We start from the raw sequence: 26,766 nt of genomic DNA on the forward strand, positions 1-26,766 counted from the left end.
TGGATATACTATGGTTTCTCATCAACAAAAAAAACGCCAAATTGGCGTTTATCTCTGGTTTGGAAAGGCTGTATTTAACTGACCGCGAAGCATTTTCTTTTTAATATCTTCTTTTGCAAGCCGTTGCTTCGCTTGTTTACGGATCTCAAAGGTTTGCATCCCATCTTCCATCTTGTTTGCAATATCGACAAGCCCCTCAACATCCAGGAAAGAGTATTTTCTCGTACCGCCTTTAGAGCGCTCAGGTTGAATAAGCTTACGTTGTTCATAATATCGGATTTGACGCTCAGAAAGACCTGTGAGTTCACTTACCACGCCGATACTAATCACTTTTTTCTCTTTATAAGACTTCATCGTATCCCTTCTCCCGAGCTAGCTTTTTTGAAGTAAGTTGTAGTTATTATATCAAGTTTACTGGAAAGTGTGCTTTATTTGTAAGGTTATCTGACATAAATTAAAAACCAGGCGAAAAGTGCCCGGTTTTTAATTAAGAGTTGTTTCAATGTCGAGCTCCAGCGACAAGCGTTACTTCTGTTACATTTGTTTATTTTTAGAACGGTCGAGGTGTTCTTTTAACAGTCCTTTTAATTCATGAACTTCTTTTCTGAGTTCCTTGACTTCTTCCTTCGTTTCATCAATCTCTTCTTCTCCGTTTTCAGCCTTTTCGACGTTGTTTACGATAACGCCTATGAAGAGGTTAAATACGACGAACGTTCCGACAAGAACAAAGGAAACAAAATAGACCCATGACCATGGCAACTGTTCAAAAATCGGCCGCATCACCTGACTGGCCCAAGACTCGAGGGTGACGACCTGGAAGAGTGTTAATAAGGATAGTTGTAAAGAACCGAAGTATTCCGGAGCTACTTCCTGGAATAACATCGTTCCCGTCACGGCAAAAATGTAAAAAATGATACTCATTAATAAAAGAATGTTTCCAAGTGCTGGTATGGTTAACAATAAGGCGTCAACGAGTCTCCTGAGGGATGGGATGACAGAAATAGCCCGGAAAACCCTTAAGACACGGAGAATACGCAGGACAGTGACAAAATGGGCACCAGCAAGTAAGTGACCACTTAAAACAATGACAAAATCAAACCAATTCCAGCTATTTTTAAAGAAACTTCCCAACGTTCGAGCTGCGAACAACCGAAAGACAATTTCTACAGTAAATATCCATAAAAGAATCCGATCAATCGCAAAAAAAGTCGACTTATACTCGGAGTACAGGTGAGGGTAAGTTTCTAAACCAACAACAACGGCGTTTATAAGAATAAGAATAATGACAGCGGTGGTGAAGTAACGATGCTCTACTAACGTATCAAGTTGCTTTTTCCACCCAGGCATTGGTGAATCTGATGATTTTGACATAGTTTTCGCTCCTCTAATCTACTAAACAATAGATAATCCTCTATCATTCTACTAAAATAATATAAAAGATGAAACCGTTGTTCTTCAGAGTGGTTATTTATTTTATACTGTGTAGGGGTGAAGAGGCTTTAGACGGCAGAGCATCAAAAAGCTATAATGTGTGGGGTAAGGTTTTTTGAGAAGTTAAGAAATAATAAAAATCTACGGGATGATGTCTAGCTCCAGGCACCATCGTCTCGTGTCAAATAACCTGTTAGATTATAAGTAAAAAGCACTTTTATCGGACAGAACATTTGCATGTCGTCGGTTACCTGGGCGCTTGCGCTTTTTTATAGAAAGTGAGGAAAAAATATGAAACCGTGGAATGAACGAGTGGTAGTCATAACCGGAGCATCTGGAGGGGTCGGGCTGGAGATGGTCAAAGAAGTGGCGAAAATGGGAGGGACTCCTGTTATGGTGGCCCGGTCTTATGGCAAGTTGCTTCGGTTGGCTTCTGAAATAAAAGAAGAATCAGGCATTGCTCCATATGTATATGAGCTAGATGTGGGTGATACAAGTGCAGTAAAACAGGTGTTTCGAAGCATTTTAGCCTCAATTGGTCACGTGGACGTGCTCATTAACAACGCGGGGTTTGGTGTGTTTGATGAGTTTGAAGAAGCCGATATGAGTGAACTTAAAGAAATGTTTGATGTAAACGTCTTTGGCTTGGTGGCTTGCACACAGGCTGTTTTACCTGCAATGCGGCGTGAGGGTGAAGGGCACATTATCCATGTAGCATCTCAAGCAGGAAAGCTGGCGACACCGAAATCAAGTGGTTATTCAGCGACAAAGCATGCTGTCCTTGCTTTTGCTAACAGCTTGCGTATGGAACTTGCTGAAACAAACATTCGTGTGAGTACAGTTAACCCGGGCCCGATTAAAACTAACTTTTTTGAGCGTGCAGATCAAACGGGAGAATATCAAAAAAACGTGAACAAGTATATGATGGATGCAAGTATCGTAGCAAGAAAAACGATCAATCTCATCGATCGGCCTAAACGAGAGCTGAATCTTCCTGGCTGGATGAACTTAGGAACGACTATATATCAACTCTTCCCTGGAATAATAGAAAAAATTGCAGGAAATCAATTTCGAAAAAAATAGTATCTAAAAGGATGGTATTGAACCCGGGAATAATTTACAGTTGAAAACAGAACGTATATTCCCCTATAATAAACATAAAATGTAACGAATGAATGTTCTTATGGGGTGTGGGAAATGAACGTAGACTATGGTTCTTATCCGAAACGGACGATTTTTTGTATTGATATGAAAAGCTTTTATGCCAGCTGTGCAGCGGTGGCTCTCGGTCTTGATCCGCTTGCGGCCCACTTGGCTGTTGTAGGAGACACAACAAGAAGTGGAAGTGTTGTATTAGCTGCTACCCCCCCTCTAAAAAGAGACTTTGGTATTAAAACGGGGAATCGTTTATTTGAAATTCCAGAAGACTCCCGGATTCGAGTCGTTAACGCGTCGATGGCTACATATTTGCATATCTCTGTTCAAGTGACCGATTTATTCCACCAATATGTTCCATTGGAGGCAATTCATACTTATAGTGTCGACGAAAGCTTTCTAGATATCGGAGGCACAAGGAAGCTGTGGGGAACGGAGTGGGAGCTGGCCGAGCGTATTCGCAATGATCTGTACTGTCGTTTTGGCTTGACGTGTGCCATTGGTATTGGAGATAACATGTTGCTTTCTAAGCTTTGTTTAGATTTGGAAGCGAAAAAAAGAGGAGTAGCGAAGTGGACATATGATGATGTAACAAAGAAGCTGTGGCCTGTTACCCCTTTGCAAAAAATGTGGGGAATCGGGGGGCAACTGGAAAAAAGACTTCATCGTATGGGGATCTTTACTATAGGACAGCTGGCCAATTATTCTCTCGATAAACTGGAGAAAACGTTCGGTGTCATGGGGAACCAGCTTTATTATCACGCAAACGGTATCGATATCTCAGAACTGGGTGCTCCGATTTTGAGCGGACAAATAAGCTATGCAAAAGGACAGGTCTTGCTTCGCGATTACAATGATCCTGTAGAAATCAAACGAGTGCTTCTGGAGATGTGTGAAGAAGTAGCGGCCAGGGCAAGACGGGAGCAGCGCGTTGGTCAGACGATTACTCTTGGCGTGGGCTATAGTAAAAATGAGGCAGGCGGAGGTTTTCACCGGCAGCTCACGGTTCCTGAGCCGACGAACATTACGATGGAAGTGTACGGGGCATGTTTGAAGCTGTTGAGTAAATTTTATGACGGTAGTACTGTTCGTAAGTTATCCGTCTCGATTTCAAACGTATACCCAGACGATTCGATTCAACTTAATTTATTTGAAAACGACCGGCCAAGAAAACGAGCTCTCGGTTACGCGATGGATGAAATTCGTCACAAGTACGGAGCTAATGCTGTTCTCCGAGCGGTTTCTTATACAGAGGGTGGGACGGCGAAACACCGGAATACCCTCGTCGGTGGTCATAAAGCATAAGTAAAATCTCTTACAATAAAGCTCAAACTGTCACGCACAGCGTGACAGGGCAAGCAGTAAAGTTTACGATAACAGCTAACAATAAGGTCCCCTACCAAAAGAAGGTAAGGAACCTTATAGATGCCTGCGGCTCTTATTCGGGTGTGAGATCGGTAATTGTGTCAAACGAAAGGTGAATTCTCTCTCCTGAATCGGTTCGAAGCGTGATTAGGTGTTCTAAAGAGTCAAAGCGAACAAAAAAACCAGTCGCCGATTGAATCACACCTTCTTCAATAAAAGATACGGATACAGGAGTTTGTTTATAAGCAGATTCTTTTAGTATCCTCCCCCATTCTTCGATCATTTGAGGATCGAACTCCGGCTTTTTCATTTTTGCATAACCTTGTTTTAGCTGCTTTAGCTCTCTTACGTGTTCTGGAAGCATCATTGATGTCCATTTTATTACACCGCGATCGCGCAACACTTCAACCCCTCCTTATTATAACAGGAACATTTGTTCTTATTATAGGCAGTTGTGGCAAAGAAAACAAGTGGTTATTTTTGGAGTGAGAAATGGTTCCGCTTACAAAGAATTTTCCTTTAAAAAAAGGGAGGTAAATCAGTTGGAAAGGTGTATAGTAGGGAATCTGTGTGGAGTTTTTCTATCCCGCCGGAACGTTAAATTGTAAGTAGAAAGAAGAGACCGTCACGATGATTGTACGTGATTTAGTAGAATCAACGGAATGGATGAAAGAGGAAACGAAAGAAGGCATCTATGTCATTTACGAACATTTGATAATAGTAAGTGCGTGGGTACAGGTTATTTCATTAAACAAAAAGAGTGTGAACCTGAAGAGCGTATTAAAATCTTATTGGAGGTAAATGGAGGATCTCTTTGTAACATTGGTACGTATGGGATTAATGATGACAATGGAGGTTATCCAACTATAGAAGCAGTGCTCAAAACGATTCGCCACAAGCACACTCACCTCCTTGAACATACAGATGTTAGCTAATTGATAGAACGAACAGTCTCCAGCTATTGATGCTGGAGACTGTTTTTAATAAAGGCTCTTTTCTAAAAGATTGTTGCTATTTGTTTTTGAGCTTTTTCAAGTCAAATGATAGTGGAGGACAAATTTATTTGTCCGTAACAAGCAACAAACTATACGAAAACAGCTTTAATAAAAGACCGTATGCGGTTTTTCTTAAGAATTAAGAAGGTATAAAAAATCTATGTTTTTGTGACTAGCTTCAGGCGCCACCAGGAGCTCAAAAGAAAAACAAACAGATATTTTAATTTTGAAGTCACCTTAGCTATAATGAAAGGAACATATAGAGAATGTTCAAAAAGTCTGGGGAAAATAGCTGTTAAATCTCTGCATAATACCCTACTTTTTGAGCATGTACTTTAAAAATAAGGGAGCGAGTACAAGTGATCAACGTTTTATTTGTTTGTCTCGGAAATATTTGCCGGTCACCGATGGCTGAAGCCATTTTTAAAGAAAAAGTGAAAGGAGCTAGTTTAGAAAATACCATTGCCGTTGATTCTGCAGGTACAGGTGATTGGCATATAGGGAATTCACCTCATGAAGGCACGTTAGCTATATTAAAAAAGCATCGAATCGATCATGAAGGAATCACCGCACGTCAAGTACAGAAGCAAGACATGGAAGAGTATCACTACATTATTGGTATGGATGCTGAAAACATAGGGAACTTGAGCCGGATGAAAGGACTAAGACCTTCAGGAGAAATTGCCAGGCTGTTAGATTTTATAGAGGATGGAAAAGAGGACGATGTTCCCGATCCATATTTTACCGGGAATTTTGATTACGTCTACGAGCTAGTAAATGAAGGATGTGAACACCTCCTCATGCACATTCGAGAAAAGGAAGGATTATAAGGGAGCTCGGTGAATGGATAGAAAGGAATAAGCTGAACATATTTCTTGGTTGCAGTTATGGTAAATATCTTAGGAAAATATGTGATGTGAACGAAGAAATAAAACTCGCGGGAGTAGAAAAGTAAGTAAGCTGCGGCGGAGGACAATCATAAATAATTTTCGTTCTCTATCTAATGTATCCTTTGCATTCTTGGCAAGGGATATTTTTATGCTTAAAGGCGCACGAGAGATTGGGCACCCTCTTTCCTTTACGTGAATACGATGTGTTAGACGACTTTAAATTTGAGAAAGAGAGGGATACAGGATGTGTGGAATTACAGGATGGGTGGATTTTAGTCGTCCACTTAATAAGGAAACAGCGACCTTAAAATCGATGGCTCGAACGCTTTCCAAACGTGGTCCAGATGCTTCTGAAGTATGGGTGGATGGGAACATGGGCTTCGGGCACACCAGACTGACTGTTGTCGATCCGGCAGGCGGTTTACAGCCGATGAGTCGAACAACAACTAGAGGAAACACCTATACCATTTGCTACAATGGAGAACTTTATAATACAGAAGACATACGTAGAGAATTACATGCACTTGGATACACATTTAAATCCTATTCTGATACAGAAGTCGTTCTTACTTCGTATATTGAGTGGGGAGCAGGGTGTGTTGAAAAATTTAACGGCATTTTTGCGTTTGCGATATGGGATGAAAAGCAAGAAAAGCTGTTTTTAGCAAGAGATCGATTAGGTGTTAAACCATTATTTTATCAAGAGCATGGAAAGGGGCTGCTGTTTGCTTCAGAACCAAAGGCGATCAACACTCACCCAGAAATTGAACCGCAACTTGATGAAGACGGCCTTCAGGAGTTGTTAGCTTTATGCCCTTCCCGTACGCCTGGGCATGGCGTATATAGCGGAATGAAAGAGCTTCGTCCCGGACATTTTTTAATTCTTACAAGCCAAGGAAGAAAGGTCGATAGGTATTGGCAAGTGAAGAGTGAACACCATAATGAAAATGCTGAGGAAACGGCTGATCACATTCGTTGGCTGTTAAAAGATACCGTTGAACGTCAGCTTGTGGCTGATGTGCCAGTTTGTACATTTTTATCTGGAGGAGTCGATTCCAGTGCCCTTACTGCTTTAGCTGCCAATTACTTTAAGGAACAGGGGCGTGGCATGTTAAATACGTATTCGATTGACTATGAAGAAAACGATAAATATTTTAAAGCGAGCAAATTCCAGCCAAATCCCGATGCACCCTGGGTTAAGAAGATGTCTGAATACGTTGGTTCCAGCCATAGGGGGTGCGTCATAGATAATCAAATGTTGTTTGACTATCTAGAAGCTGCTACGGCTGCACGGGACTTTCCTGGAATGGCCGATATCGATTCGTCACTTCTTTGGTTTAGTGAAAAGGTTAAGGAAAACGTGACCGTTGGGCTTTCTGGAGAGTGCGCCGATGAAATTTTTGGGGGATACCCGTGGTTTCATGATGAGGATGCCATTCAGGGAGATATTTTTCCGTGGATGAGAGCTGTGGATGAAAGACAATCGTTATTACGACCAGAATTGCAAAAAAAGCTCGCTCTTAAAGAGTATGTGAAAGAACGGTATCAGTCAACGGTTCAGGAAACGCCCCTTCTTGATGGCGAATCGGAACTTGAAGCTAAACGTCGGGCCCTGTTCTATGTGAATATAACATGGTTTATGACAACGCTCTTAGACAGGAAAGACCGGATGAGTATGGCTGCTAGTCTTGAAGTTCGGGTTCCCTTCGCGGATCATCGATTAGTGGAATATGTTTGGAATGTTCCTTGGGAGATGAAGATGTACGGTGGAAGAGAGAAAGGGATATTGCGTAAAGCGCTAGAAGGGATTCTCCCTCATGAAGTGTTATACCGGAAAAAAAGCCCTTATCCGAAAACTCACCACCCTGTTTACACCCAAAAAGTAATTGAGGCATTACACGAAGTCGTTCATAAAGGAGATTCTCCGCTCTTCGATTTGTTTGATCGAGTAAAAATCCGTGAGCTTGTCAATACGGAAGGGTCTTCTTTTAAAACGCCGTACTTTGGTCAATTGATGACAGGTCCTCAACTCCTCGCTCACCTTTGGCAGTTTCATATTTGGCTCACTGGATCCTCGGTAAAACTTACTTAACGCTTGCATTGTGCAGGCGTTTTTCTTTATTTATAATGGTGTTATCGAACGCTCAAAAAACATATAGCCTTTATAAAGTAAGCTCCGGTAATTAATAATCATACATTTGCTCATTCTAACTAGGAAAGCAAAAGCTGAATCTTACTTAAAAACTTATGGTAAATTAGACGCGAGATCTCTTGATGTATAGGCAGGATTTCGATACGATCAATGAGTAAGAAAACGAACATGAAGGAGAAAACAATGACGAACATTCGACTCATCGCCACAGACATGGATGGAACATTATTAAACAGTGAACGAAAAATATCAAAAGCTAATGCTGAAGCGATACGGTACGCCGAATCGAAAGGAATAACTGTAGCTGTAGCGACAGGAAGAGATTATACTGAAGCGATCGCTCCTTTGAAAGAAGCGGGTCTCAGGCTCCCACTTATTTGTGTAAATGGAGCTGAAATGCGAAGTCGCGACGGACAAATTTTATCACAAGCTCCACTAGATAAAACATTGTACAATCAAATGTCAGCTATTCTAAGAGAAGAAAATGTCTATTACGAAATGTATACAACAAAGGGTTCTTTTACTGAAAATCAGCAAAAAGGGATTGATATTGTCGTCAACATTATGATGAGTACAGGAGAGTTTGCTACATATGATGAAGTCATGAAAGTAGCTGAAGCACGTTTTAAGGAGGGCGCGGTTAGCGTAACCGACGATTATCAGTCTGTCTTAACAAACGATGTGAAGATTTATAAACTCTTGGCTTTCTCAGAAGATGATGGTAGTCGGGAACGGGCGAAACAGCGATTACTAGACCTCTCAGAAGTATCAGTTAGTGCTTCAGCATCTGAAAACCTGGAGATTACTCACCTGCAAGCAACAAAAGGGAAGGCATTAGAGAAGCTAGCGAAAGATTTGGACGTTTCCATTCGCGAAACAATGGCATTGGGTGATAATTTAAATGATGTATCGATGCTTTCCATTGCGGGGGTCAGTGTAGCGATGAAAAACGGAGAAGACGAAGTGAAAAAAATCAGTGATCGTGTAACCGCTTCGAACGTGGAAGATGGTGTCGCAAAAGCTATCTATGACTTGATTGATCAATAAAATTAAGAAAACCCAGCTGGTTCGGTTATTTAAGCTAGGTTTTCTTAAAAGTATAAGAAGACAGTTGCCTTCTCGCCGCTCGTCTCAAGGGAAAAGCTCCTTGAGACTTTAATAATACATGCGGCGGAAGCTGAAGCGTTGCCCGCGGAAAGCGGGCGCCTTGCGTTTTTGTTCTTAAGCCGCTTCTATTTTAGAGGCGGCTCTTTGTTTTTGAGACACACGAACGTCTTTTAAATAATAGACACCTATAAATGCTCCAACAAGGAAGTAACCTATAGCAAAGTCTGGAGCTTGTGCAATACCAATGGAAGGTGCGTGCATGAGCCCCAAAAAGCTAAACAAAGAAGCGACGAAGGAGAACATTGCTGCTTTTTTAAAATTATGATCAATGATAAAAACGGTTATTGCACCGAGTAGGATGCCGGTAAACATTGCCCCTTCACCTAAAGGAACAATGCCTGTAGAAAGTTCTTGTAAGACTGACCCAGCTTCATCATTGTTGAAGTTTGTCATCAAATAATTTGCAAAGTAAGGAAGCATGGCGATCGCAACAGCAGGGTAGTATTTTTGTTCATTTGAGCCAAAAGCAGAAGACACCATGGAAATACCAACAAAGACAAGGATTGGTGCTACTACAGCTATCGGAATAATTGCTGACAGTGCGGCAATTATTCCAAAAGAGGCTGCAATAAGAAAAACAGCAGCATTGAGGATGCTGTATCCACGACCGGCGCCCATCCATTTTGAACCGACAGTGGCAATGTAAACAGTGGTAGGGAACATGCCGCCAAATAAGGAGCCGAGCATCGTTCCAACGCCATCTACCGCTTGACATTCACGAACGTCATATGAATCCCCTTCAGCCGCCATCGCTTCAACGTTGTTCATCGTTTCAATCGCATTATAAATCGTAATTGGTAATAAGACCGCTAATAAGGCAATCATGCTCCCGAACAAAAATCCGAACCCTTCAAATACAGCGAGAGAAGGAAGGATCGGGTAAAAGCCCAAGTTCGCCAAACCGTCATGAACTGTTCCCCATTCAGCATAACCAAGAGTAAATGCCAAGCCTGTCCCGATGATGATTGCAAATAAAGAGGCAGGGATCTTGAAGGGAAGACTTACTTTGCCGACAATACCTAAAAGAATAACGGCTAAAACAAATAAACCAACAACAGGCATTTCTAATGTCTTAAACAACATTTCGCCGGCGATGAAGGTAAGAGCGACACCAGCTAGTGCACCGAGCATGGCAGCTCGGGGAAGGTTACGTTGAATCCATTTGCCAGTAAAGCTTGCTAAAATCTCGACCAAACCACTAATAAAACAAGCGGCCAGCGCGATTTTCCAAGCGAGCTCCGGGTCTCCTGTTAAGGTATTAGCCGGTAAAAGGACACCAAATAAGAATACAAACATTACAGGTGTACTAATCCCGTAGGAAAGGGCAGTTACATTTGTACGCTGTTCTTTTTGCGCTAGGCGATTGGCCATATATGCATAGTAGAGATTACCGAAAATGACTGCCACAGCAGCTCCGGGGATGACTTTGCCAAAAACGATACTGCTTGGAAAACCCATTCCGAGCAAGGTTACGGCAATGATGACGAAATTGGCAAGGTTATTTTGAAAAAGAGCAAAGAAAGCATCAGTATCTTCCTTCTTAAACCAAGGATAACGAACGGTCGTCTGACTCATGGTGTGCATCCCCCTTATGAATGGACTTTTAGTGGTTTTGTTTCTTCGATGAATTCAATGCCTTCTTTTTTTAAAGAAGCAATTCGAGCTAATGAGTCGACACGGTAACCCGCATCCGTTAGTAATGAACGACCAGGTTGAAACGATTTTTCAATAACGATTCCGATACCGGCTACGTGAGCACCTGCTTGTTCTACAATGGAAGCTAAGCCTAAGGCAGCTTGCCCGTTTGCTAGAAAGTCATCGATAATAAGAACCCGATCATATGGACTTAGTCGCTCTTTGGACACAGAAATCTGTTGATGTTTTTGTTTCGTAAATGAATAAATGTCAGTAGTGTAGAGCTGATCAAGCATAGTAAGTGACTTTTTTTTACGTGCGAAAACAAGTTCACAGTCTAAGGCAAGAGCGGTAGTTAATGAAGGTGCGATGCCAGAAGACTCGATTGTTAAAATTTTTGTAATACCTTCATTTTGAAAGCGGGCTTTAAAATCCTCTCCAATGGCTACCATCAATGATGGGTCAATCCCGTGATTCAGAAAAGCATCGACTTTTAGTACGCCGTCAGATAAGACAACTCCTCTTTTAGTAATCATATCTTGTAATTCTCTCATGTTGTGTTCCCTCCTGTAATGGTTACTTGCGTGACAGCTTTCAACTCAAACTTTACGGAAAGCAAACGAAAAAGCCTCGATGCGGCTGTTACTTGCTGACTGCAAGTGAAGGCGCACCGAGGCTTAAATCACCGGTTAATGAATACAAAAATTAGACACATACCCCCCGTGAAAAAAGGGTATAGTAAGGTAGTCTAATCAGTATAGAAGGCCGTCACTCGTAGTCAAACAATTTACGGTCGTTCGGTAGAAACTTGTGAGCCATATTCTCACGATTATACGAGTTATTTATTTTTTGAAAGAATGTCCTGATTATATCACAGATTTTTGAAGAAACAAACCTTTTTTCCGAACTAGACATTGAATATATGTATTATTGTTCGGGATTTAGCTCACTATTGGTGGAACGAACAAAGCAAAAAAATTTACAATGCGGGAGGATTCGGTTAAACTATATCATTGCAGTGGAGCATGTACATACAAATGCTAAAAGTAGAGAAAGGTGATTGAAAATGTTAAAGAAATTATTTGGATTAGATAAGAAGGAACAAAAGCAAGAAAAGCCAGAGGTACAAATGCCAGAAGCAGACGGGAAGGACGTATTGGTTTCACCTATTACTGGTAAAGCTGTTCCTTTGTCAGAAGTACCTGATCCGACATTTGCTGAAAAAATGATGGGGGATGGCTTAGCGATTCAACCAGATGAAGGAACGGTCGTCGCTCCTGTTCACGGTGAAGTTGTTCAATTGTTCCCTACAAAACATGCTGTTGGACTGAAAACAGTTAACGGAGTAGAAATATTAATTCATATCGGGATAGAAACGGTTAATATGCAAGGGGAAGGCTTCGAAGCGTTTGTAAAAGAAGGTGACAAAGTTGCGGCTGGAGACAAGTTGATTACTTTTGACATGGATTTAATCAATGAAAAAGCAGAAAGCACGATCACACCGGTTATTATTACAAACGGTGATGTAGTCAATGAGCTGCAAAAAGAAGAGAACAAAGATGTCACAAAAGGTGATACGACCATTATAACGATTACGACAAAGTAGCAAAAAAGCACCCTGATGCTGGGTGCTTTTTTTATTACTTGGCTCTTTGAAAACTCTGCTATTAGAAGCTAGGGTATACGTAAGGTGAATCAGGTTCCTCTACTTCTGTAAGTTCGGCATTATGTATCACAGGGAGACGCTGGCCGTTATATTTATCAGCATCAATCGTTCCGTATGCGTGAAACCAACTATCATCTTCAATTTGCGCTGCCTCATTAGAATCGATTAACGTGCCATATACGCCAGCGTCTGCTGCACAGCAAGTCATTGAAAAACGTGCAGCCACAAGCTGATGGTCATCGAAATCCGGTTCCCGGTAAGCAAATCCGATGATTTCAATTTCTTTACCAACAAATGTATCTAAATGAATATCCATAACCGTCATAATGTCGAGATAATTTTCCTCAGTAACTGTAATGACATCCTCGTGTTCTAATTTTTTCGCTAGTTCAACAAAATATTGATCAAAAGCATCTTGATCGTAAATGTCTTCAACGGTGTAATGTTCATCTACATCTTCTGGTTCACCTTTTTGCTGCCCAGAAATTTCTTTTTCTAAATTTTCCATATAACCTTCGGGGTCTTCGAGATAAGCATCAGCCAAGGATCCTTCATTTTCATTAATTTCAGCTGAATCATCAACCTCATCTGCAGTCTCAGAGTTTTCTGGAGTAGATACGGCCTGAGCCTGACCTCCGCCGTACATGATTCCCCGGTTAGCTGCCATCTCCCCGTCTAAGGCGCGATCGGGTAAAATGAAACCAAGTAAAATGGGAAGGGAAAACACGCTATAAATAGCTAGTTTTACCAATGGTGGTCCTGGTATTTTATGATCATGTCCGCAGCCACATGCTTCTCCATGTTCATGATCGTCATTTTTCGTACTTCTAAAAATTTGCACAATACCTAGAATAAAAAAAGTAGCCAGAGCAAAGTAAACAAACGGCATCATCTTTGGTGCGATGTAATAAATGATGTTCCCGCTTAATATAAGCCATAAAATGAGTAAAGCAAAACCTATTAAAATAATACTTTGTATATATGCATGAAATGATGAATCATACTGCCTCAATATGAACCCCTCCTGTTTTATATCCTAAAACCATTGATACCAATTTGGCAGTACCCATTGATTGAGTGTGACAATAGCAATAAAGACAACAATGGTGACAATAACCATAAAAGCAATGACAAACTTTGACCGGAAGTAAGCAAAAAGCATGAATGTATTTTTAAGATCCAACATAGGTCCGTAAACGAGAAAGGCAATTAATGAACCGATGGTAAAGTCCCGACCAAAGGAAGCGGCTACAAATGCATCTGCTTCAGAACATAGCGATAAAAGGTAAGCAAATCCCATCATTACGAGGGAAGAAGAATAATCATTTTGGCCGATCGTTTGGAGAACATTCCTGTCTAGAAATGTTTGGAATAACGCAGCAACGAAGGCACCGAGTATTAAATATTTCCCCATAAGAAAAAACTCATCTACAGCATGATAAATAGTTTCTTTTATTCTTCCACCAATGGTTGGTTTCCCAGAATGAACACCATGTATGTGAACGTGAGCATCCGGAGTTTTTTTCGATCGTAACTGATAGCTGTTTTTAAACATAAAGTATAATACAGCGCCTATGACGATTGAAAGGATAAAAGCAAGGGACATTCTTGATACAAGGACGGGATGTGTCCAATCAGAACCAAAGGCAAAGAATGTTGATGCAAAAACAATAGGGTTTAAAATTGGGGCAGCAACTAAAAAGACGACGCCTACATGAAGCGGCATGCCTTTTTTTACAAGTCTTGCTACGACGGGAACAATGGCACATTCACAAAGAGGAAATATCGCCCCAAGAATAGCTGCCGGAAATAAAGCTCCTAGGGCATTTTTAGGCAAGTAACGTTGAATCGTTTCTTCTGTAATATAAATCTGAATAAGAGCGGATACAAAGACCCCGAGCAGAATAAAGGGAATAGCTTCAATCACAATACTTAAAAAGATGGTATTTACATTCACCCATGCACCGGGTAAATCTTGAATGTACTGGGCGTCGCTTAGACGGTCACTAAATAAGAAGAGGAAAAGAAATAAAAATAGTAGTCCAATTCCAATTAAATCTTTTCCCCAGGATCGAACTTGTTGTGGTTTCATATAGGTGATCTCCCGTTATCTAGAGCTGACTCTAGTAATGATAGTGAAAAAAAGTTTGTTAACTGAAAATATTCTATCAAAGCTAATAAGAGAGATAAATGCGTCCTTTTGTATTTTAACAGAAATGAAATATTACTAATGATAGCTTAAGAAAAAAAGAAATGCTCTTTTATAAGAGGTTGTTACTATTTGTTTTTTGAGAGTTGATCGTGGAGGACAAAATCATTTGTCCGTAATATCATTTGAATTAAAAAAAAAGAGTCAAAAAGCAACGAACGTTACAAAACAGCAAAAAGAAAAGCCTCAATACACTCGAGGCTTTTCAAACGTTTTGTTTTTTATTATTCTAGATGCTGCTGAATAAGTAGCATACGCCTACATGGCAAGAGGATATGCTCTTGCTCATGGAAAGGATCTGCAAGGAAATAACTCTTCTTTTGCTAAAAGCCTTGCACTTGATTTTGAGAGAGCCAAGGGTGCTGCTGCAATGGCGGAGACTCCCTCAGGAAAAGCAACAATGGTCTTTTTGCGACGAGGAACCGCAGGAGCAGCAGAAGAAGCCTCCGCAGTGAGCACGCCTTTCGCGAATGAGGAGGCTGAAGCGTGCCTGCGGAAAGCGAAGCCATGGAAGCGGCACCCTTTGTATTTGAGTTCTAGAGTTATTCAGCAATCCCTATTCTAAGTCCATTACTGTTGTTGGGTCTAAGAAAGCAAATACGAGAATCGCCACAACGAAACAATAAATTGCAAAGTAAATGAGCTTACTACGTTTAATAAATTCTATAAGCCAAACGATCCCAATCCATGAGAAGAAGAACGTGACAATAAAGGAAAGAATAAGCGGGAGCGCTCCGATTTGACTTACTAAATCACCTGACAGCTCATCAAGAGCTAAAACACTAGAGCCGAGGATAACGGGTATTGCTAACAAAAAGGAATAACGGACTGCGGTATCTCGGTTAAGTCCTAATAATAGAGAGACGACAAGAGTTGAGCCCGAGCGTGAAATTCCAGGGATGACAGCTAATGTTTGCCCGAGTCCAACGACAATTGAATCTAAAAACGTCATGTCTTTTTCCGTACGATTTCCATATTTGTGAAAACGTTCAATGAAAATCAAAGCAAGACCGGTAACCGTTAATGCAGCGGCAATGAATGGGGGAGTTTTTATTGAATCGGCAATAAAGTCAGATAACAACATGCCAAGAACCCCGGTTATGACCGTGGCAACGATTAAAAAAATGCCAAAATAAAATGAAACGCGATTTTCTGATGTTCGGTTCGTAATAAAACCAAAAAAACCTTTAATGATGTGCCATAGATCTTTCCAAAAATAAAGGATGACAGCGAGAACGGATGCGATATGTAAATAAATTTCAAATGCTAGACCCGGAAACGCATACCCAAAAGCAAGTTGTGTAATGACAATATGAGCGGTACTTGATACGGGTAGAAATTCTGTAAGCCCTTGAATAATCCCGAAAACAATTGCTTCGATTATGGACATTTTCTTCTTCCTTTCAATCTCAATTTACAAATACTGTTCACTATTCTATCAAATTAAACGTTGTGAAGAAATCTTTTTCTAGGAAGGGATCAATAGTTTAAGATTTAAGATTTGTATAACAGGATCGGAAGCGCAAACCCTACCTTGTAGAGGATCACTTGAAGAGCAAGAAATAATGAATTTTTTGTGAAAGACACCGTTCAGATTTTGTTTTTCCGGAAAAATCTTTATACTAATAGTAGTAAGTAAAGGAGGATCAAAAAATGAAAGGCAAGCATCTTTCCAGTGTATTGATTTTAATTGCAGCCTTGGGTGTAGCAGTATTCGTCGTGCAAGACCATCGTTCGGATAGCTCTGCTAATGACCCTTTAGATACGTATTTAGAAAAAGAAGGTATTGAACGAGTGAATGAGGGCGAGGAACCTAACCTAGATGCCATTCATCAATATGAAGAAACGGATGAAGTAGGAGTTCGCCCTGGAACGATGCTCAAGGATCTCGTACTTCCTGTTTGGAAAGATGAAAGTGAAATGAGCATATCCGATTTCCAAGGTGACTTTCTCATTCTTAATATGTGGGCAACTTGGTGCCCGCCATGCCGAGATGAAATGCCGGACCTTGTTCAATTCCATGAAGATTATCAAGAAGAGGGAGTGCAAGTGGCAGGGATTAATATGACCACACAAGAGCGGAGTGAGGAAGAAATCGGCCGATTTATTGAGGAATTTGATATTCCATTCCCTACGATGATGGACCCTGATGGCGAAGTCGCAGTAAATTACCAAGTGATTGCGATGCCAACTACATTTATTCTCGATCCAGATGGCAGAGTTGTAGTGAGGCGGCAAGGTTACATTAATTATGAAATGCTAGAAGAATACGTGGAAGAAGCAAAAAAACGGTACGAAGAAGCCGGAGAATAGAAAGGATAGAAAGGATACAAAACCTAGCTTGGGAAAATCACCAAGCTAGGTTTTTCTTAACGATGCTTTTTATATTGGGTTGTTTTTGTGATTGTTTGCAGTTGCTCGATGTCTTCTGCTGTAAGAGGTGGTTGTAAAATTGCTTTTATGTTTTGTTCGAGTTGTTCTATGCTGCTTGCACCAGGCACAGTACAAGCAACAGCGGGTTGAGTTAAGACATACCTCAGTGCTACTTCGTTTAATGCCATTTCCTTTTCGGTTGCTACAGTGTGAATGTCCTCGATCGTTTTAGTAAGTTCTTTTTTGTTGTAATTTAAATACCCTTTTTCATTCACTTTTCGTGTATAGCCTTCTGCTAGCAAGCCTTTGGCAACAGGTCCTCTTGCAATAACGGAAATTCGGTTTCGTTCAAGAAGGGGAAGGTACTCTTCGGGACGTCTGTCTAGTAGACTGTACTGCATCATTACGCTAACAATGTTTGAGCGTTCGACATACTCTTGAATAACGTTGGGGCGAATGGATGATATCCCATAATAGCGGATGAGCCCCTCTTTAACCAGTTCTTCAAAAGCTTCAATTGTTTCATCGATCGGGTCGTCAATTGTTCCTCCGTGAAGCTGGTATAAATCGAGATAATCCGTACCAAGTCGTTGCAAACTTTTTTTGACTGCTTCTTTCATATGAGCCTTACTCGGGTTCCATTGCCAGCCGTCAATTCCTTCGCCCCATTCATTCCCGCCTTTCGATGCAATAATAACGTCTTGGCGTTTTCGTTTGAGCGCTTTTCCGACTGATACTTCGTTCATACCAAAATTATAAAGGTCGGCGGTATCGAAATAGTTGATACCCTTATCAATCGCTTCGTGCAATATGTATTCATTTTCGTCCTGACGTTCCGATAATGACATACAACCGTATCCTATTTCACTTACATATAGATCAGAAGAACCAAGCTGGTTTTTTTTCACGTATCATCACTCCTTATACTTCATCGTACAAGAAGGCTTTCCAAGATTCAAATATGTGGGTATGAAGGTCGGGCGATGAGAATAAGTTGGAAAAGAAGGAGGGATGAGAGTGATTTTACTAAAGACAGTCTGTGTGGAGGAGATCGTCGAAGAAACCGAAGATATCCAAATATTAAAAACAGATGGAACGAAGGAAGTGATTCTGTTTTTAGCCTTTTTCCCACCTGTTAAAAGAGGGGACTTGGTCAAAATTAATTGTACGGCTACTCAGCTAAAGCTAGGTACGGGAGGGTATGATTTTGTTGTGAATGTAGAATCCTCTCATCAGTCATGCTCTGGTAATAAACAGGGGCACATTATAAAAGGACGTTATTTGCCGATACAACACAGCATGCTTACAATTGAATCTCCAGAACAAAACCGAAGAGACTTCCTACAAAAGAGACTCGATTTACGAGAAAAATCCGTACTTCTTTGTGAACTCCATAGTATGCTCCCTGCCCTTTGGGAGTTGTATAAAAGCCGGCGCAGAAATGGAAAGCTAGTAGCCATTATTGATGATTCGGCGGCTTTGGCTTTACCTGTGAGTCGGCATCTTCAAAGGTTACATCAATTCGATGATTTTATCTCGATTTCAATCGGTCAAGCATTTGGCGGAAAGGTAGAAGCAATCAATCTCATCACGGCCTTGCAATATGCAAAGGAAAAATATCCAGAAGCATTATTTGTTGTTACAGTAGGTCCCGGCGTTGTTGGCTCAGGTACTCGTTACGGGTTTAGCGGAGTTAGCCAAGCCGAATGGGCTAATATTATCGGTAAGTTTAATGGTGTGCCGGTATGGGTTCCGCGCTTGTCGGGAGGGGATACACGCCAACGTCACTTCGGGTTGTCCCATCATACGAAAACAGCGCTTACCGAATTAACGTACGCATATAGTATTCTTCCTATGCCGCAAGGACCGCTGTCCGACTCTTCTATTAAAAATGTCACAGAAGACTTTTCGTGTTACGAGCACATTCATTTGACATTAGTTTCAGAGGATGAAATCCTACCTTGGCTTCAAGAAGTCTTTTCCGACAGCCCAGCAATTCGTTCAATGGGCAGAGGTTTTGATGAGGATCGATTGTTTTTTATCGGTGTGGGAACGGCACTACATTGGATGATGAACGTGATTTAGTCGGAGGCATCAATTCAGAATTATTTCCGACCCATTGCTGAACTGTTTGATTTTGTGAAGATAATCGCTTTAAATAAGCTTGCACTTGCCAAACCTTTCCTGCAACAACAAACCCGTTTTCTTTTAAATAAACATGCATGCTAGCCCTCTCCTTTTATTTTATAGGTAAGTGAAATAAACGATAGAGTCTGATATGCTTTAGATTATGAATCCCCCTTGAAAAACAGAACAGAAAAGAAGGAGTGATTTCAATGGGTTACCAGTTAGTTGAAAAAACATTATCAAAAGAAAATATTTTTAAAGGTCGAATTATCGATGTGAACCTTCATGACGTAGTATTGCCAAATGGTAAAAAAAGCAAACGGGAAGTCGTCAATCACCCAGGTGCTGTTGCTGTACTGGCAGTAACAGATGACGAGAAACTTGTGCTTGTGAAACAGTTCCGAAAGCCACTTGATAAGGTTATTGCTGAAATCCCAGCAGGAAAGCTTGAAAAAGGGGAAGAGCCAAAGGCTTGTGCACTGAGAGAATTGGAAGAAGAAACAGGTTATTGTGCGGATCATATAGAAGAGATTATGTCATTTTACACTTCACCGGGGTTTGCAGATGAAATCATTTATCTTTATTTAGCGAAAGGATTAAAAGATGGAAAGAAGCAAACGGATGAAGATGAATTCGTGGAATTAATGGAAGTTTCATTTTCTGAGGCTATGAATTTAATCAAAGCGAATATCATTCATGATGCAAAAACAATTTGTGCTATCCAGCACTGGTTATTGAACAATAAATAATCTATTTACATATATGAACAAACCAATGCCCCTCCCTAATTCTATGTTTTTGTCATAGAGCTACTCGTAGTTTCATAGAGTGAGATTAAAGAGTCTTTAAAGAAGTTTATCAACTATTTTATCTCCTGTATGAAAGACGCAATAAAAGGGCGAGACATCAATTAAAGGGGCGAACTGTGGATGAGACGAATGAGCGGCGGATTAAAAAGAATGATCGTAATGCATTTTGAAGAAAACCGATCCATCTACGTTTTTTCAATTGTGCTACTCATGATGGGGGTCATTTTCGGTGCCATCATTGTGAACAGTTTAAATATATCGCAGAAAAACGATCTCTATACGTACTTAATGCAATTTTTTGGACAGGTGGAAAAGGGAGAAGTAGCGTCTTCTACCGCCATGTTTACACAAAGCTTTGCTCATCACGGGAAGTATTTAGGTCTTATGTGGCTTTTAGGTTTGTCTATTGTCGGGCTCCCAATTATACTCATTCTTCTATTTTTAAAAGGTTTAGTAGTCGGCTTTACAGTTGGGTTTTTAGTAAGTCAAATGGGGCTGGATGGCTTCTTGCTTGCTTTTGCTGCAATCTTTCCACAAAACTTAGTTCTCGTGCCTGTCTTTATCGTTGTAGCCACCGTTTCAATTTCGTTTTCCTTAAAGATTTGTAAACAGATTGTTAGAAAGGGCTATGAACCGATTTTTCAGCATTTTACAGCCTATTCATTGTTCTTGTTATTTACAGGGGCATTTATAACCTTGGTTTCCGTTTATGAGGCCTACGCTTCTCCTATTTTATTAAGGTCACTCGTGCAATGGTTAGCATAGGTTAATTAAAATTGTTATTAAATGATAATAGATATTCTCTTGTCTTTGGAACAATTCTTATTTGACACCCTTTTTTGCCCGGGAGTATAATAGAAAAAGGAAACGGCAATTTGGAGGGGTGTTAAATATGGAGCAACGTATTGAACGAATAAAAAAACAATTGCACTCCCAAAGTTATAAATTAACACCACAACGAGAAGCGACGGTAAGAGTTCTATTAGAGCACGAAGAGGACCATTTGAGTGCTGAAGATGTCTATATGCTCGTCAAAGAAAAGTCCCCTGAAATTGGTCTTGCTACAGTTTACCGTACACTGGAGCTCCTTACTGAATTAAAAGTTGTCGACAAAATTAACTTTGGTGACGGTGTTTCCCGCTATGATCTTCGGAAAGAGGGTGCTACTCACTTTCACCATCATTTAGTCTGTATTGAATGCGGAGCTGTTGATGAAATTCAAGAGGACCTTTTAGGAGAAGTGGAAAAGATCGTGGAACGTCGTTGGAATTTTATGATTAAAGACCATCGATTAACGTTTCACGGAATATGTCACCGCTGCAATGATAAAGAAAAAAGTGAAGACTAGAAGAGGTCGAATTAATAGGACAATATTTATAATAATTAATGAGCTCGAGGGTACCTCGAAAGGTCAACAATCCGGCCTTTTGAGGTACCCTTATTAATTAGAGGACGGCTGTTTAGGGTTTTTACGGTTTTCTAGTATAAAATTAGGTTTCTCCGGCATATTCTTTAATAAGATGTTCAAAAATTCCGTGATTATTCTCCTTTTTGTACAAGCACTAATAGGATGTTTATCAATACTCCTTTTCTAGTAAATTTACAAAAAGATAATGTATTAAGGGTGTGATCCAATTGAAATATGTCCGGTCATTATGTGAGACAGTTTGTGTTTTTGTCTTATTTATGGGGTGCACGCTTCTTTTCTATTATGGTATTCTATGGGTGAGTGATGAGTACGAGCGCTATCACCGCTATGATGAACCACAGGGAAAAGCAGTCAAAGTCATTCAACCGATTCATGAGGAAAGGGCTGTTACTACAATAGTAGAGAGATTGCGGCATTTTTATTTGCATGGTGAGTAAAGAGGGGGGATTTGGGTGGACAAAGCACTAGAAGATTACCTTCATTATTTAGTTGTGGAAAAAGGGCTTTCTTCAAACACGACACAAGCCTATCGGCGAGATTTATCGCAGTATCTACACTATATGAAGCAGGTTGAACAAATTGATTCGTTAAATGATGTTCACCGCTCCAATATCGTCTCATTTTTATTTCATTTAAAAGAAAGCGACAGAGCGGCCACTACAATATCAAGAAATATCTCTTCTATTAGGTCTTTTCATCAGTTCTTGATAAGAGAAGGGCGGTCAACGCAAGATCCTAGCGTACATATCGATATACCTAAAGCGGAGAAGCGTTTACCGAAAGTGTTATCACCAGCTGAAGTGGAGGCACTGCTAGAAGCTCCGGATCGATCAAACCTGTTAGGAATTCGGAATAAGGCCATGCTTGAAATGCTCTATGCAACGGGATTGCGAGTAACCGAATTATGTACGATGAACCTTGCAGACCTTCATTTGCAAATGGGGTTTGTTAACTGTGTAGGAAAAGGTAATAAAGAACGGATTATACCTCTAGGCAGGGAAGCTACATCAGCTTTAAAAGCTTATTTGCGATATAGCAGACCACAGCTTTTAAAAAAACAGCGACATGATGTGCTCTTCGTTAATCATCATGGTAGACAAATGTCAAGACAAGGCTTTTGGAAAGTGCTCAAACAAATGACAAAAGACGCAAGGATTGAAAAGGAACTTACTCCTCATACACTCAGGCATTCATTTGCTACACATTTGTTAGAGAATGGTGCTGATTTACGAGCGGTTCAAGAGATGCTCGGTCACGCCGATATTTCTACAACACAAATTTACACTCAGGTATCAAAAACGAGACTAAAGGATGTTTACGCGAACTTCCATCCACGGGCGTAGTGTACTGTGGTATGGAAGGGACAATGGAGATGTCTGACTTCTGACGACGTAAGTTACCGCGATATATTCGTTTTTTCTAGGGTATAGTAAGTTGAGACAACATTGGACGGTACTAAGGAGGACTTTTTATGCAAGGAAAGCGCTTTAATCGTATTTTTTTAATTGTAATGGACTCAGTAGGGATTGGTGAAGCTCCTGATGCTGCTGCATTTAATGATGAAGGGGCTGATACAATAGGACACATTGCTGAAAAAATGAACGGGCTGAAAATGCCGAATATGGCGGCGTTAGGGCTAGCGAATATTCGCGAAATTGAAGGAGTTGACAAAGCAGACAAACCCTCAGCGCACTACGGAAGGATGGCTGAGGCGTCTAATGGAAAAGACACGATGACAGGTCATTGGGAGATTATGGGCTTACATATAGAACAGCCGTTTCGAACGTTTCCTGATGGGTTCCCAAACGAGCTTGTTAATGAGCTTGAGAAAAAGACAGGTCGGAAAGTTGTCGGCAATAAACCAGCATCAGGAACGGGGATTCTAGATGAACTTGGCGAACATCACGTCAATACAGGTGATTTAATTGTCTATACGTCTGCTGATTCTGTGTTGCAGATTGCAGCTCACGAAGAGGTTGTACCAGTAGAAGAGCTTTATTGGATTTGTAAAATTGCACGCGAACTAACCCTTGATGAAAAATACATGGTGGGACGCATTATTGCGCGACCATTTATCGGATCTCCAGGGCAATGGGAACGCACGTCAAATCGCCATGACTACGCATTAAAGCCTTTCGGAAGAACGGTGATGAACGAATTAAAAGATAGTGGCTATGATTCCATCGCGATTGGAAAAATCTCCGACATTTACGATGGAGAAGGGATAACAAAGAGCTTGCGAACGACTTCCAATATGGATGGGATGGATAAGCTTGTTCAGACATTAGAGAAAGAATTTACTGGAATCAGTTTTTTAAACCTAGTGGATTTTGACGCTAAATTTGGTCATAGAAGAGATCCGATTGGATATGGAAAAGCATTAGAAGAATATGATTCCCGTTTACCAGAAGTACTCAATTTGCTTAAGGGTGACGACCTTCTTATTATTACAGCCGATCATGGAAACGATCCTATTCATCATGGAACAGACCATACGCGTGAGTATGTACCTCTTATTGCTTATAACAAGAAATTTGCTAGCGGTAACCAATTAACCGAAAAATCAACCTTTGCTGATATTGGTGCCACAATTGCAGATAACTTTGGTGTAAAAATGCCTGCACATGGAAACAGCTTTTTAAGCGAACTGAAATAAAAACCTTGTAAGTGTGGCGTGTTCAATAAATAGAGTAGAGAAGGTTGAAGTGGCGCAGCTTAGAGTAAAGAGCTGATCGCTTCGGAAATAAAATACCGCAAGGTCGAAGTGTCAGGCGATAATATTTCCGGACATTTTAAAAAATCATCTAAACAACTTCTAGAAAGGATTGTTAAATACTATGTCAAACATGATTAACGAAGCTAAAACGTATATTGAATCGAAGTTATCAACTCAGCCCGCAATTGGTCTTATTTTAGGTTCTGGTCTCGGTATACTAGCCGATGAAATTGATGAAGCTACCGTCATTCCTTACGGGGAGATTCCCGGTTTCCCAACATCAACCGTCGCAGGTCACAAAGGGCAGTTAGTAATTGGGATGCTAGAGGGAAAGCAAGTCGTAGCAATGCAAGGTCGTTTTCATTTTTATGAAGGTTATGATATGGAACTCGTGACACTCCCTGTTCGTGTGATGAAAGCCATTGGAGTTCAAGAGCTTATTGTTACTAATGCTGCTGGTGGAGTAAACGATACCTTTTCAGCAGGAGACTTGATGCTCATTAAGGATCATATTAATAATTTTGGGACAAACCCGTTAATTGGTCCTAATTTAGAAGAGATGGGAACGCGGTTTCCGGATATGAGTGAAGCGTATAGCAAAAAACATCAAACCTTGGCTCAGAGCATTGCAGATAAACTCGGTATTTCATTGCAAACAGGGGTTTATGTTGGAAACACAGGACCTTCCTATGAAACCCCAGCCGAAGTTAGAATGCTTCGAATTCTCGGTGGAGATGCAGTAGGGATGTCCACAGTGCCAGAGGTGATTGTTGCCAAACATTGTGAAATGAACGTCTTAGGCCTTTCGTGTATATCAAATATGGCTGCAGGTATCTTGGATCAGCCTCTACATCATGATGAAGTCATTGAAACGACGGAAAAAGTGAAGGCTGACTTCTTGGAGCTAGTAAAAGGTATCGTCAAAGAAATGTAATATAGAGTAAAGGAGGTTGCCACGAATGAGAATGGTTGATTTGATTGAAAAAAAACGAAATGGTACAGCATTAAATAAAGAAGAAATGCGCTTTATTATCGAAGGGTATACAAATAATGAGATTCCTGATTATCAAATGAGTGCATGGGCGATGGCTGTTTACTTCCAAGGTATGAAAGATGAAGAAAGTGCGGCGCTGACGAATGCCATCGTGCATTCTGGAGAGACGATTGACCTTGCTGACATCCAAGGAACAAAGGTGGATAAACATAGTACAGGTGGAGTAGGGGACACAACAACGCTCGTTTTAGCTCCTCTCGTAGCAAGTGTTGGTGTTCCGGTTGCTAAAATGAGCGGTCGCGGGTTAGGTCATACAGGGGGAACGATCGATAAACTTGAGTCCATTCCCGGGTTTAGTGTCGAGATTACCAATGATACGTTTATCGAGCTAGTAAACCGGAATAAACTCGCGGTTATCGGACAAACGGCTAACTTAACACCTGCTGACAAAAAACTGTACTCTCTCCGTGATGTAACGGCTACGGTCAACTCTATTCCTCTTATTGCTAGCTCGATCATGAGTAAAAAACTTGCTTCTGGAGCAGACGCGATAGTTTTAGATGTGAAAACAGGATCTGGTGCATTTATGAAAGAATTATCAGAAGCAAAGCAATTGGCTGAAGTGATGGTGAAAATCGGAAATGACTTAGGGAGAAAAACTTCTGCGGTTATTTCCGATATGAGTCAGCCTTTAGGATATGCAATCGGCAATGCTTTGGAAGTAAAAGAAGCTATAGATACTTTAAAAGGAAAAGGACCAAGTGACTTAACAGAACTATGCTTGACTCTGGGCAGCCATATGGTCGTATTAGCTGGCAAAGCGAAAGATCATGATGAAGCAAAAGTGTTATTAACCCGCGCTATTGAAGATGGGAGTGCGCTTGAGAAATTAAGAGTGTTTGCAGAATCTCAAAACGGTGATGCTTCTGTCATTGAAGACCCTGACAAGCTGCCAAAAGCGGCTTACACCTATGAAGTGCAAGCTGATACCGATGGCTTTGTATCAGGTATTGTAGCGGACAAAATCGGAACGGCTGCAATGATTCTAGGAGCTGGAAGAGCGACAAAGTCCTCGGAAATTGATCTTGCAGTTGGTCTTGTCCTTCATAAAAAAATGGGTGATCGTGTTAGAAAAGGTGACACGCTAGTTACGGTTCACAGTAATCAAAAAGAAGTAGATGACTGCAAAGCAAGAATTCTCGAATCATATAAAATAGCAGAAGAGGAAGTGAGCGCCCCGCCGCTCATTTATGATGTAGTTGAAAAATAATCAGCGACCCTATTGCGCGAATAAGCGTAATAGGGTTTTTTGTGTGCGCCAGGCATATTCTCTAGGGTTCGAGTCCCGAATCGTGAAGGCAGTAGTAGCGGTTAGCTTAAGACAAGGGTGAGAGGTCGGGGGTTAGTCACCCCCTCCTACTCGATTTTATATTTGCTTAGGTTGTGGATACCTTTTTAGTAATTGGAGTAACATCTTGCTCTAGCGACAAGCATTACTTTCGTGGAAAAGCTAAGAGGTCAATTTAGCCCATCAGAAGAAGCCAGAAATCAGCTTCAATCTGCGGTCGAAAATGCTTGCATTTTCTGTATAAAACCATTTTTTGATGAAGTACAAGGTCAAGCATTCGCTCACCAACGATCAAAAACCTATTA

The 26,766-nt window shown here is 40.8% G+C and carries 28 protein-coding genes and 1 riboswitch; of the genes, 18 read left to right on the plus strand and 10 right to left on the minus strand.

Annotation, left to right across the window (positions count from 1 at the left end; all coding sequences use genetic code 11):
• Positions 1-48 precede the first annotated feature (48 nt).
• Positions 49-354, minus strand: a complete 306-nt coding sequence (locus tag CDZ94_RS01420; RefSeq protein WP_096434758.1) for a MerR family DNA-binding transcriptional regulator — start codon at positions 352-354, stop codon at positions 49-51.
• A gap of 180 nt (positions 355-534) precedes the next feature.
• A complete protein-coding gene (locus tag CDZ94_RS01425) occupies positions 535-1,371 on the minus strand; it encodes an ion transporter (protein WP_232735768.1) in 837 nt (278 codons plus the stop codon).
• A gap of 351 nt (positions 1,372-1,722) precedes the next feature.
• On the opposite strand from CDZ94_RS01425, the gene CDZ94_RS01430 reads away from it, so the two are divergent.
• Both CDZ94_RS01430 and CDZ94_RS01435 read left to right on the plus strand, forming a co-directional pair.
• Positions 1,723-2,514 carry an SDR family NAD(P)-dependent oxidoreductase gene (locus CDZ94_RS01430; RefSeq protein WP_096434759.1) on the plus strand — a complete coding sequence of 264 codons (792 nt, stop codon included), beginning with the start codon at positions 1,723-1,725 and terminating at the stop codon, positions 2,512-2,514.
• Positions 2,515-2,628: 114 nt separating this feature from the next.
• The gene (locus tag CDZ94_RS01435) at positions 2,629-3,891 is read left to right on the plus strand and encodes a Y-family DNA polymerase (RefSeq protein ID WP_096434760.1); all 1,263 of its coding nucleotides are present in this window, start codon (positions 2,629-2,631) and stop codon (positions 3,889-3,891) included.
• Positions 3,892-4,024: 133 nt separating this feature from the next.
• On the opposite strand, the gene CDZ94_RS01440 is transcribed toward CDZ94_RS01435, so the two are convergent.
• Complete coding sequence (locus tag CDZ94_RS01440) at positions 4,025-4,354, minus strand: YolD-like family protein (RefSeq protein ID WP_096434761.1); 330 nt, start codon at positions 4,352-4,354, stop codon at positions 4,025-4,027.
• 259 nt (positions 4,355-4,613) lie between these two features.
• Here CDZ94_RS01440 and CDZ94_RS21110 point away from each other — a divergent pair, with 259 nt between their 5' ends.
• The 4 genes from CDZ94_RS21110 (at position 4,614) to CDZ94_RS01455 (ending at position 9,035) form a co-directional block, all read left to right on the plus strand.
• Complete coding sequence (locus tag CDZ94_RS21110; RefSeq protein ID WP_157812002.1) at positions 4,614-4,886, plus strand: hypothetical protein; 273 nt, start codon at positions 4,614-4,616, stop codon at positions 4,884-4,886.
• A gap of 419 nt (positions 4,887-5,305) precedes the next feature.
• Positions 5,306-5,776: a low molecular weight protein-tyrosine-phosphatase gene (locus CDZ94_RS01445; RefSeq protein ID WP_096434762.1), complete on the plus strand. Its 471-nt coding sequence runs from the start codon at positions 5,306-5,308 to the stop codon at positions 5,774-5,776.
• Positions 5,777-6,080: 304 nt separating this feature from the next.
• Complete coding sequence (gene asnB, locus CDZ94_RS01450) at positions 6,081-7,928, plus strand: asparagine synthase (glutamine-hydrolyzing) (RefSeq protein WP_096434763.1); 1,848 nt, start codon at positions 6,081-6,083, stop codon at positions 7,926-7,928.
• Positions 7,929-8,171: 243 nt separating this feature from the next.
• Positions 8,172-9,035, plus strand: coding sequence for a Cof-type HAD-IIB family hydrolase (locus tag CDZ94_RS01455; RefSeq protein WP_232735767.1), 864 nt, complete (start codon positions 8,172-8,174; stop codon positions 9,033-9,035).
• A 174-nt stretch (positions 9,036-9,209) separates the two neighbouring features.
• Here CDZ94_RS01455 and CDZ94_RS01460 read toward each other — a convergent pair whose 3' ends face one another.
• Together CDZ94_RS01460 and CDZ94_RS01465 are read right to left on the minus strand one after the other, a co-directional pair.
• Positions 9,210-10,730 (minus strand): uracil permease, encoded by a 1,521-nt coding sequence (locus CDZ94_RS01460; RefSeq protein WP_096434764.1) that lies wholly within the window; start codon positions 10,728-10,730, stop codon positions 9,210-9,212.
• Positions 10,731-10,744: 14 nt separating this feature from the next.
• Positions 10,745-11,344, minus strand: a complete 600-nt coding sequence (locus CDZ94_RS01465) for a xanthine phosphoribosyltransferase (RefSeq protein WP_096434765.1) — start codon at positions 11,342-11,344, stop codon at positions 10,745-10,747.
• A gap of 201 nt (positions 11,345-11,545) precedes the next feature.
• A riboswitch (purine riboswitch) is annotated at positions 11,546-11,647 on the minus strand.
• A gap of 209 nt (positions 11,648-11,856) precedes the next feature.
• On the opposite strand from CDZ94_RS01465, the gene CDZ94_RS01470 reads away from it, so the two are divergent.
• Entirely contained in the window at positions 11,857-12,396 is a 540-nt protein-coding gene (locus CDZ94_RS01470; RefSeq protein WP_096434766.1) for a PTS sugar transporter subunit IIA, read from the plus strand.
• 61 nt (positions 12,397-12,457) lie between these two features.
• Here CDZ94_RS01470 and CDZ94_RS01475 read toward each other — a convergent pair whose 3' ends face one another.
• On the minus strand, positions 12,458-13,468 hold the full coding sequence (locus tag CDZ94_RS01475) for a TIGR03943 family putative permease subunit (protein WP_096434767.1): 1,011 nt from the start codon (positions 13,466-13,468) through the stop codon (positions 12,458-12,460).
• A gap of 24 nt (positions 13,469-13,492) precedes the next feature.
• Complete coding sequence (locus CDZ94_RS01480; RefSeq protein WP_096434768.1) at positions 13,493-14,548, minus strand: permease; 1,056 nt, start codon at positions 14,546-14,548, stop codon at positions 13,493-13,495.
• Between the two features lie 379 nt (positions 14,549-14,927).
• Here CDZ94_RS01480 and CDZ94_RS01485 point away from each other — a divergent pair, with 379 nt between their 5' ends.
• A complete protein-coding gene (locus CDZ94_RS01485) occupies positions 14,928-15,230 on the plus strand; it encodes a hypothetical protein (RefSeq protein WP_096434769.1) in 303 nt (100 codons plus the stop codon).
• On the opposite strand, the gene uppP is transcribed toward CDZ94_RS01485, so the two are convergent.
• Positions 15,222-16,055, minus strand: coding sequence for an undecaprenyl-diphosphatase UppP (uppP, locus tag CDZ94_RS01490; RefSeq protein ID WP_096434770.1), 834 nt, complete (start codon positions 16,053-16,055; stop codon positions 15,222-15,224). The genes CDZ94_RS01485 and uppP overlap by 9 nt on opposite strands.
• Before the next feature lie 263 nt (positions 16,056-16,318).
• Here uppP and CDZ94_RS01495 point away from each other — a divergent pair, with 263 nt between their 5' ends.
• Entirely contained in the window at positions 16,319-16,978 is a 660-nt protein-coding gene (locus CDZ94_RS01495; protein WP_096434771.1) for a TlpA disulfide reductase family protein, read from the plus strand.
• Between the two features lie 56 nt (positions 16,979-17,034).
• Here CDZ94_RS01495 and CDZ94_RS01500 read toward each other — a convergent pair whose 3' ends face one another.
• Positions 17,035-17,946, minus strand: coding sequence for an aldo/keto reductase (locus CDZ94_RS01500; protein ID WP_096434772.1), 912 nt, complete (start codon positions 17,944-17,946; stop codon positions 17,035-17,037).
• Positions 17,947-18,055: 109 nt separating this feature from the next.
• On the opposite strand from CDZ94_RS01500, the gene CDZ94_RS01505 reads away from it, so the two are divergent.
• Positions 18,056-19,123 (plus strand): DUF3866 family protein, encoded by a 1,068-nt coding sequence (locus CDZ94_RS01505; protein ID WP_157812001.1) that lies wholly within the window; start codon positions 18,056-18,058, stop codon positions 19,121-19,123.
• On the opposite strand, the gene mciZ is transcribed toward CDZ94_RS01505, so the two are convergent.
• On the minus strand, positions 19,077-19,262 hold the full coding sequence (gene mciZ / locus CDZ94_RS21940; RefSeq protein ID WP_096434774.1) for a Z-ring formation inhibitor MciZ: 186 nt from the start codon (positions 19,260-19,262) through the stop codon (positions 19,077-19,079). The genes CDZ94_RS01505 and mciZ overlap by 47 nt on opposite strands.
• Before the next feature lie 112 nt (positions 19,263-19,374).
• On the opposite strand from mciZ, the gene CDZ94_RS01515 reads away from it, so the two are divergent.
• From CDZ94_RS01515 to CDZ94_RS01550, 8 genes are all read left to right on the plus strand, one after another.
• The gene (locus CDZ94_RS01515) at positions 19,375-19,914 is read left to right on the plus strand and encodes an NUDIX hydrolase (RefSeq protein ID WP_096434775.1); all 540 of its coding nucleotides are present in this window, start codon (positions 19,375-19,377) and stop codon (positions 19,912-19,914) included.
• A gap of 180 nt (positions 19,915-20,094) precedes the next feature.
• Positions 20,095-20,739 (plus strand): stage II sporulation protein M, encoded by a 645-nt coding sequence (spoIIM, locus tag CDZ94_RS01520; RefSeq protein ID WP_321196088.1) that lies wholly within the window; start codon positions 20,095-20,097, stop codon positions 20,737-20,739.
• Positions 20,740-20,866: 127 nt separating this feature from the next.
• Positions 20,867-21,322, plus strand: a complete 456-nt coding sequence (gene fur, locus CDZ94_RS01525; protein ID WP_096434776.1) for a ferric iron uptake transcriptional regulator — start codon at positions 20,867-20,869, stop codon at positions 21,320-21,322.
• A 278-nt stretch (positions 21,323-21,600) separates the two neighbouring features.
• On the plus strand, positions 21,601-21,840 hold the full coding sequence (locus CDZ94_RS01530; RefSeq protein ID WP_342587614.1) for a YqzK family protein: 240 nt from the start codon (positions 21,601-21,603) through the stop codon (positions 21,838-21,840).
• A gap of 15 nt (positions 21,841-21,855) precedes the next feature.
• Positions 21,856-22,746, plus strand: a complete 891-nt coding sequence (gene xerD / locus CDZ94_RS01535) for a site-specific tyrosine recombinase XerD (RefSeq protein ID WP_096434777.1) — start codon at positions 21,856-21,858, stop codon at positions 22,744-22,746.
• A gap of 128 nt (positions 22,747-22,874) precedes the next feature.
• Entirely contained in the window at positions 22,875-24,059 is a 1,185-nt protein-coding gene (deoB, locus tag CDZ94_RS01540; RefSeq protein ID WP_096434778.1) for a phosphopentomutase, read from the plus strand.
• A gap of 181 nt (positions 24,060-24,240) precedes the next feature.
• On the plus strand, positions 24,241-25,053 hold the full coding sequence (locus CDZ94_RS01545) for a purine-nucleoside phosphorylase (protein WP_096434779.1): 813 nt from the start codon (positions 24,241-24,243) through the stop codon (positions 25,051-25,053).
• A gap of 25 nt (positions 25,054-25,078) precedes the next feature.
• Complete coding sequence (locus CDZ94_RS01550) at positions 25,079-26,383, plus strand: pyrimidine-nucleoside phosphorylase (protein WP_096434780.1); 1,305 nt, start codon at positions 25,079-25,081, stop codon at positions 26,381-26,383.
• Positions 26,384-26,766: the final 383 nt, after the last annotated feature.

It is taken from the genome of Alteribacter populi, from assembly GCF_002352765.1.
GTDB lineage: Bacteria > Bacillota > Bacilli > Bacillales > Salisediminibacteriaceae > Alteribacter > Alteribacter populi.

What these genes read in the sequence shown, in the direction of transcription:
- CDZ94_RS01485 (WP_096434769.1), top strand. Translation starts at nt 14,928, where the DNA reads ATGGCAAGAGGATATGCTCTTGCTCATGGAAAGGATCTGCAAGGAAAT.
- CDZ94_RS01425 (WP_232735768.1), bottom strand. Translation starts at nt 1,371, where the DNA reads ATGTCAAAATCATCAGATTCACCAATGCCTGGGTGGAAAAAGCAACTT.
- CDZ94_RS01455 (WP_232735767.1), top strand. Translation starts at nt 8,172, where the DNA reads ATGACGAACATTCGACTCATCGCCACAGACATGGATGGAACATTATTA.
- fur (WP_096434776.1), top strand. Translation starts at nt 20,867, where the DNA reads ATGGAGCAACGTATTGAACGAATAAAAAAACAATTGCACTCCCAAAGT.
- CDZ94_RS01420 (WP_096434758.1), bottom strand. Translation starts at nt 354, where the DNA reads ATGAAGTCTTATAAAGAGAAAAAAGTGATTAGTATCGGCGTGGTAAGT.
- CDZ94_RS01465 (WP_096434765.1), bottom strand. Translation starts at nt 11,344, where the DNA reads ATGAGAGAATTACAAGATATGATTACTAAAAGAGGAGTTGTCTTATCT.
- CDZ94_RS01460 (WP_096434764.1), bottom strand. Translation starts at nt 10,730, where the DNA reads ATGAGTCAGACGACCGTTCGTTATCCTTGGTTTAAGAAGGAAGATACT.
- uppP (WP_096434770.1), bottom strand. Translation starts at nt 16,055, where the DNA reads ATGTCCATAATCGAAGCAATTGTTTTCGGGATTATTCAAGGGCTTACA.
- CDZ94_RS01470 (WP_096434766.1), top strand. Translation starts at nt 11,857, where the DNA reads ATGTTAAAGAAATTATTTGGATTAGATAAGAAGGAACAAAAGCAAGAA.
- mciZ (WP_096434774.1), bottom strand. Translation starts at nt 19,262, where the DNA reads ATGCATGTTTATTTAAAAGAAAACGGGTTTGTTGTTGCAGGAAAGGTT.
- CDZ94_RS21110 (WP_157812002.1), top strand. Translation starts at nt 4,614, where the DNA reads ATGGATGAAAGAGGAAACGAAAGAAGGCATCTATGTCATTTACGAACA.
- deoB (WP_096434778.1), top strand. Translation starts at nt 22,875, where the DNA reads ATGCAAGGAAAGCGCTTTAATCGTATTTTTTTAATTGTAATGGACTCA.
- spoIIM (WP_321196088.1), top strand. Translation starts at nt 20,095, where the DNA reads ATGAGACGAATGAGCGGCGGATTAAAAAGAATGATCGTAATGCATTTT.
- CDZ94_RS01480 (WP_096434768.1), bottom strand. Translation starts at nt 14,548, where the DNA reads ATGAAACCACAACAAGTTCGATCCTGGGGAAAAGATTTAATTGGAATT.
- CDZ94_RS01545 (WP_096434779.1), top strand. Translation starts at nt 24,241, where the DNA reads ATGTCAAACATGATTAACGAAGCTAAAACGTATATTGAATCGAAGTTA.
- CDZ94_RS01515 (WP_096434775.1), top strand. Translation starts at nt 19,375, where the DNA reads ATGGGTTACCAGTTAGTTGAAAAAACATTATCAAAAGAAAATATTTTT.
- CDZ94_RS01430 (WP_096434759.1), top strand. Translation starts at nt 1,723, where the DNA reads ATGAAACCGTGGAATGAACGAGTGGTAGTCATAACCGGAGCATCTGGA.
- asnB (WP_096434763.1), top strand. Translation starts at nt 6,081, where the DNA reads ATGTGTGGAATTACAGGATGGGTGGATTTTAGTCGTCCACTTAATAAG.
- CDZ94_RS01435 (WP_096434760.1), top strand. Translation starts at nt 2,629, where the DNA reads ATGAACGTAGACTATGGTTCTTATCCGAAACGGACGATTTTTTGTATT.
- CDZ94_RS01550 (WP_096434780.1), top strand. Translation starts at nt 25,079, where the DNA reads ATGAGAATGGTTGATTTGATTGAAAAAAAACGAAATGGTACAGCATTA.
- CDZ94_RS01495 (WP_096434771.1), top strand. Translation starts at nt 16,319, where the DNA reads ATGAAAGGCAAGCATCTTTCCAGTGTATTGATTTTAATTGCAGCCTTG.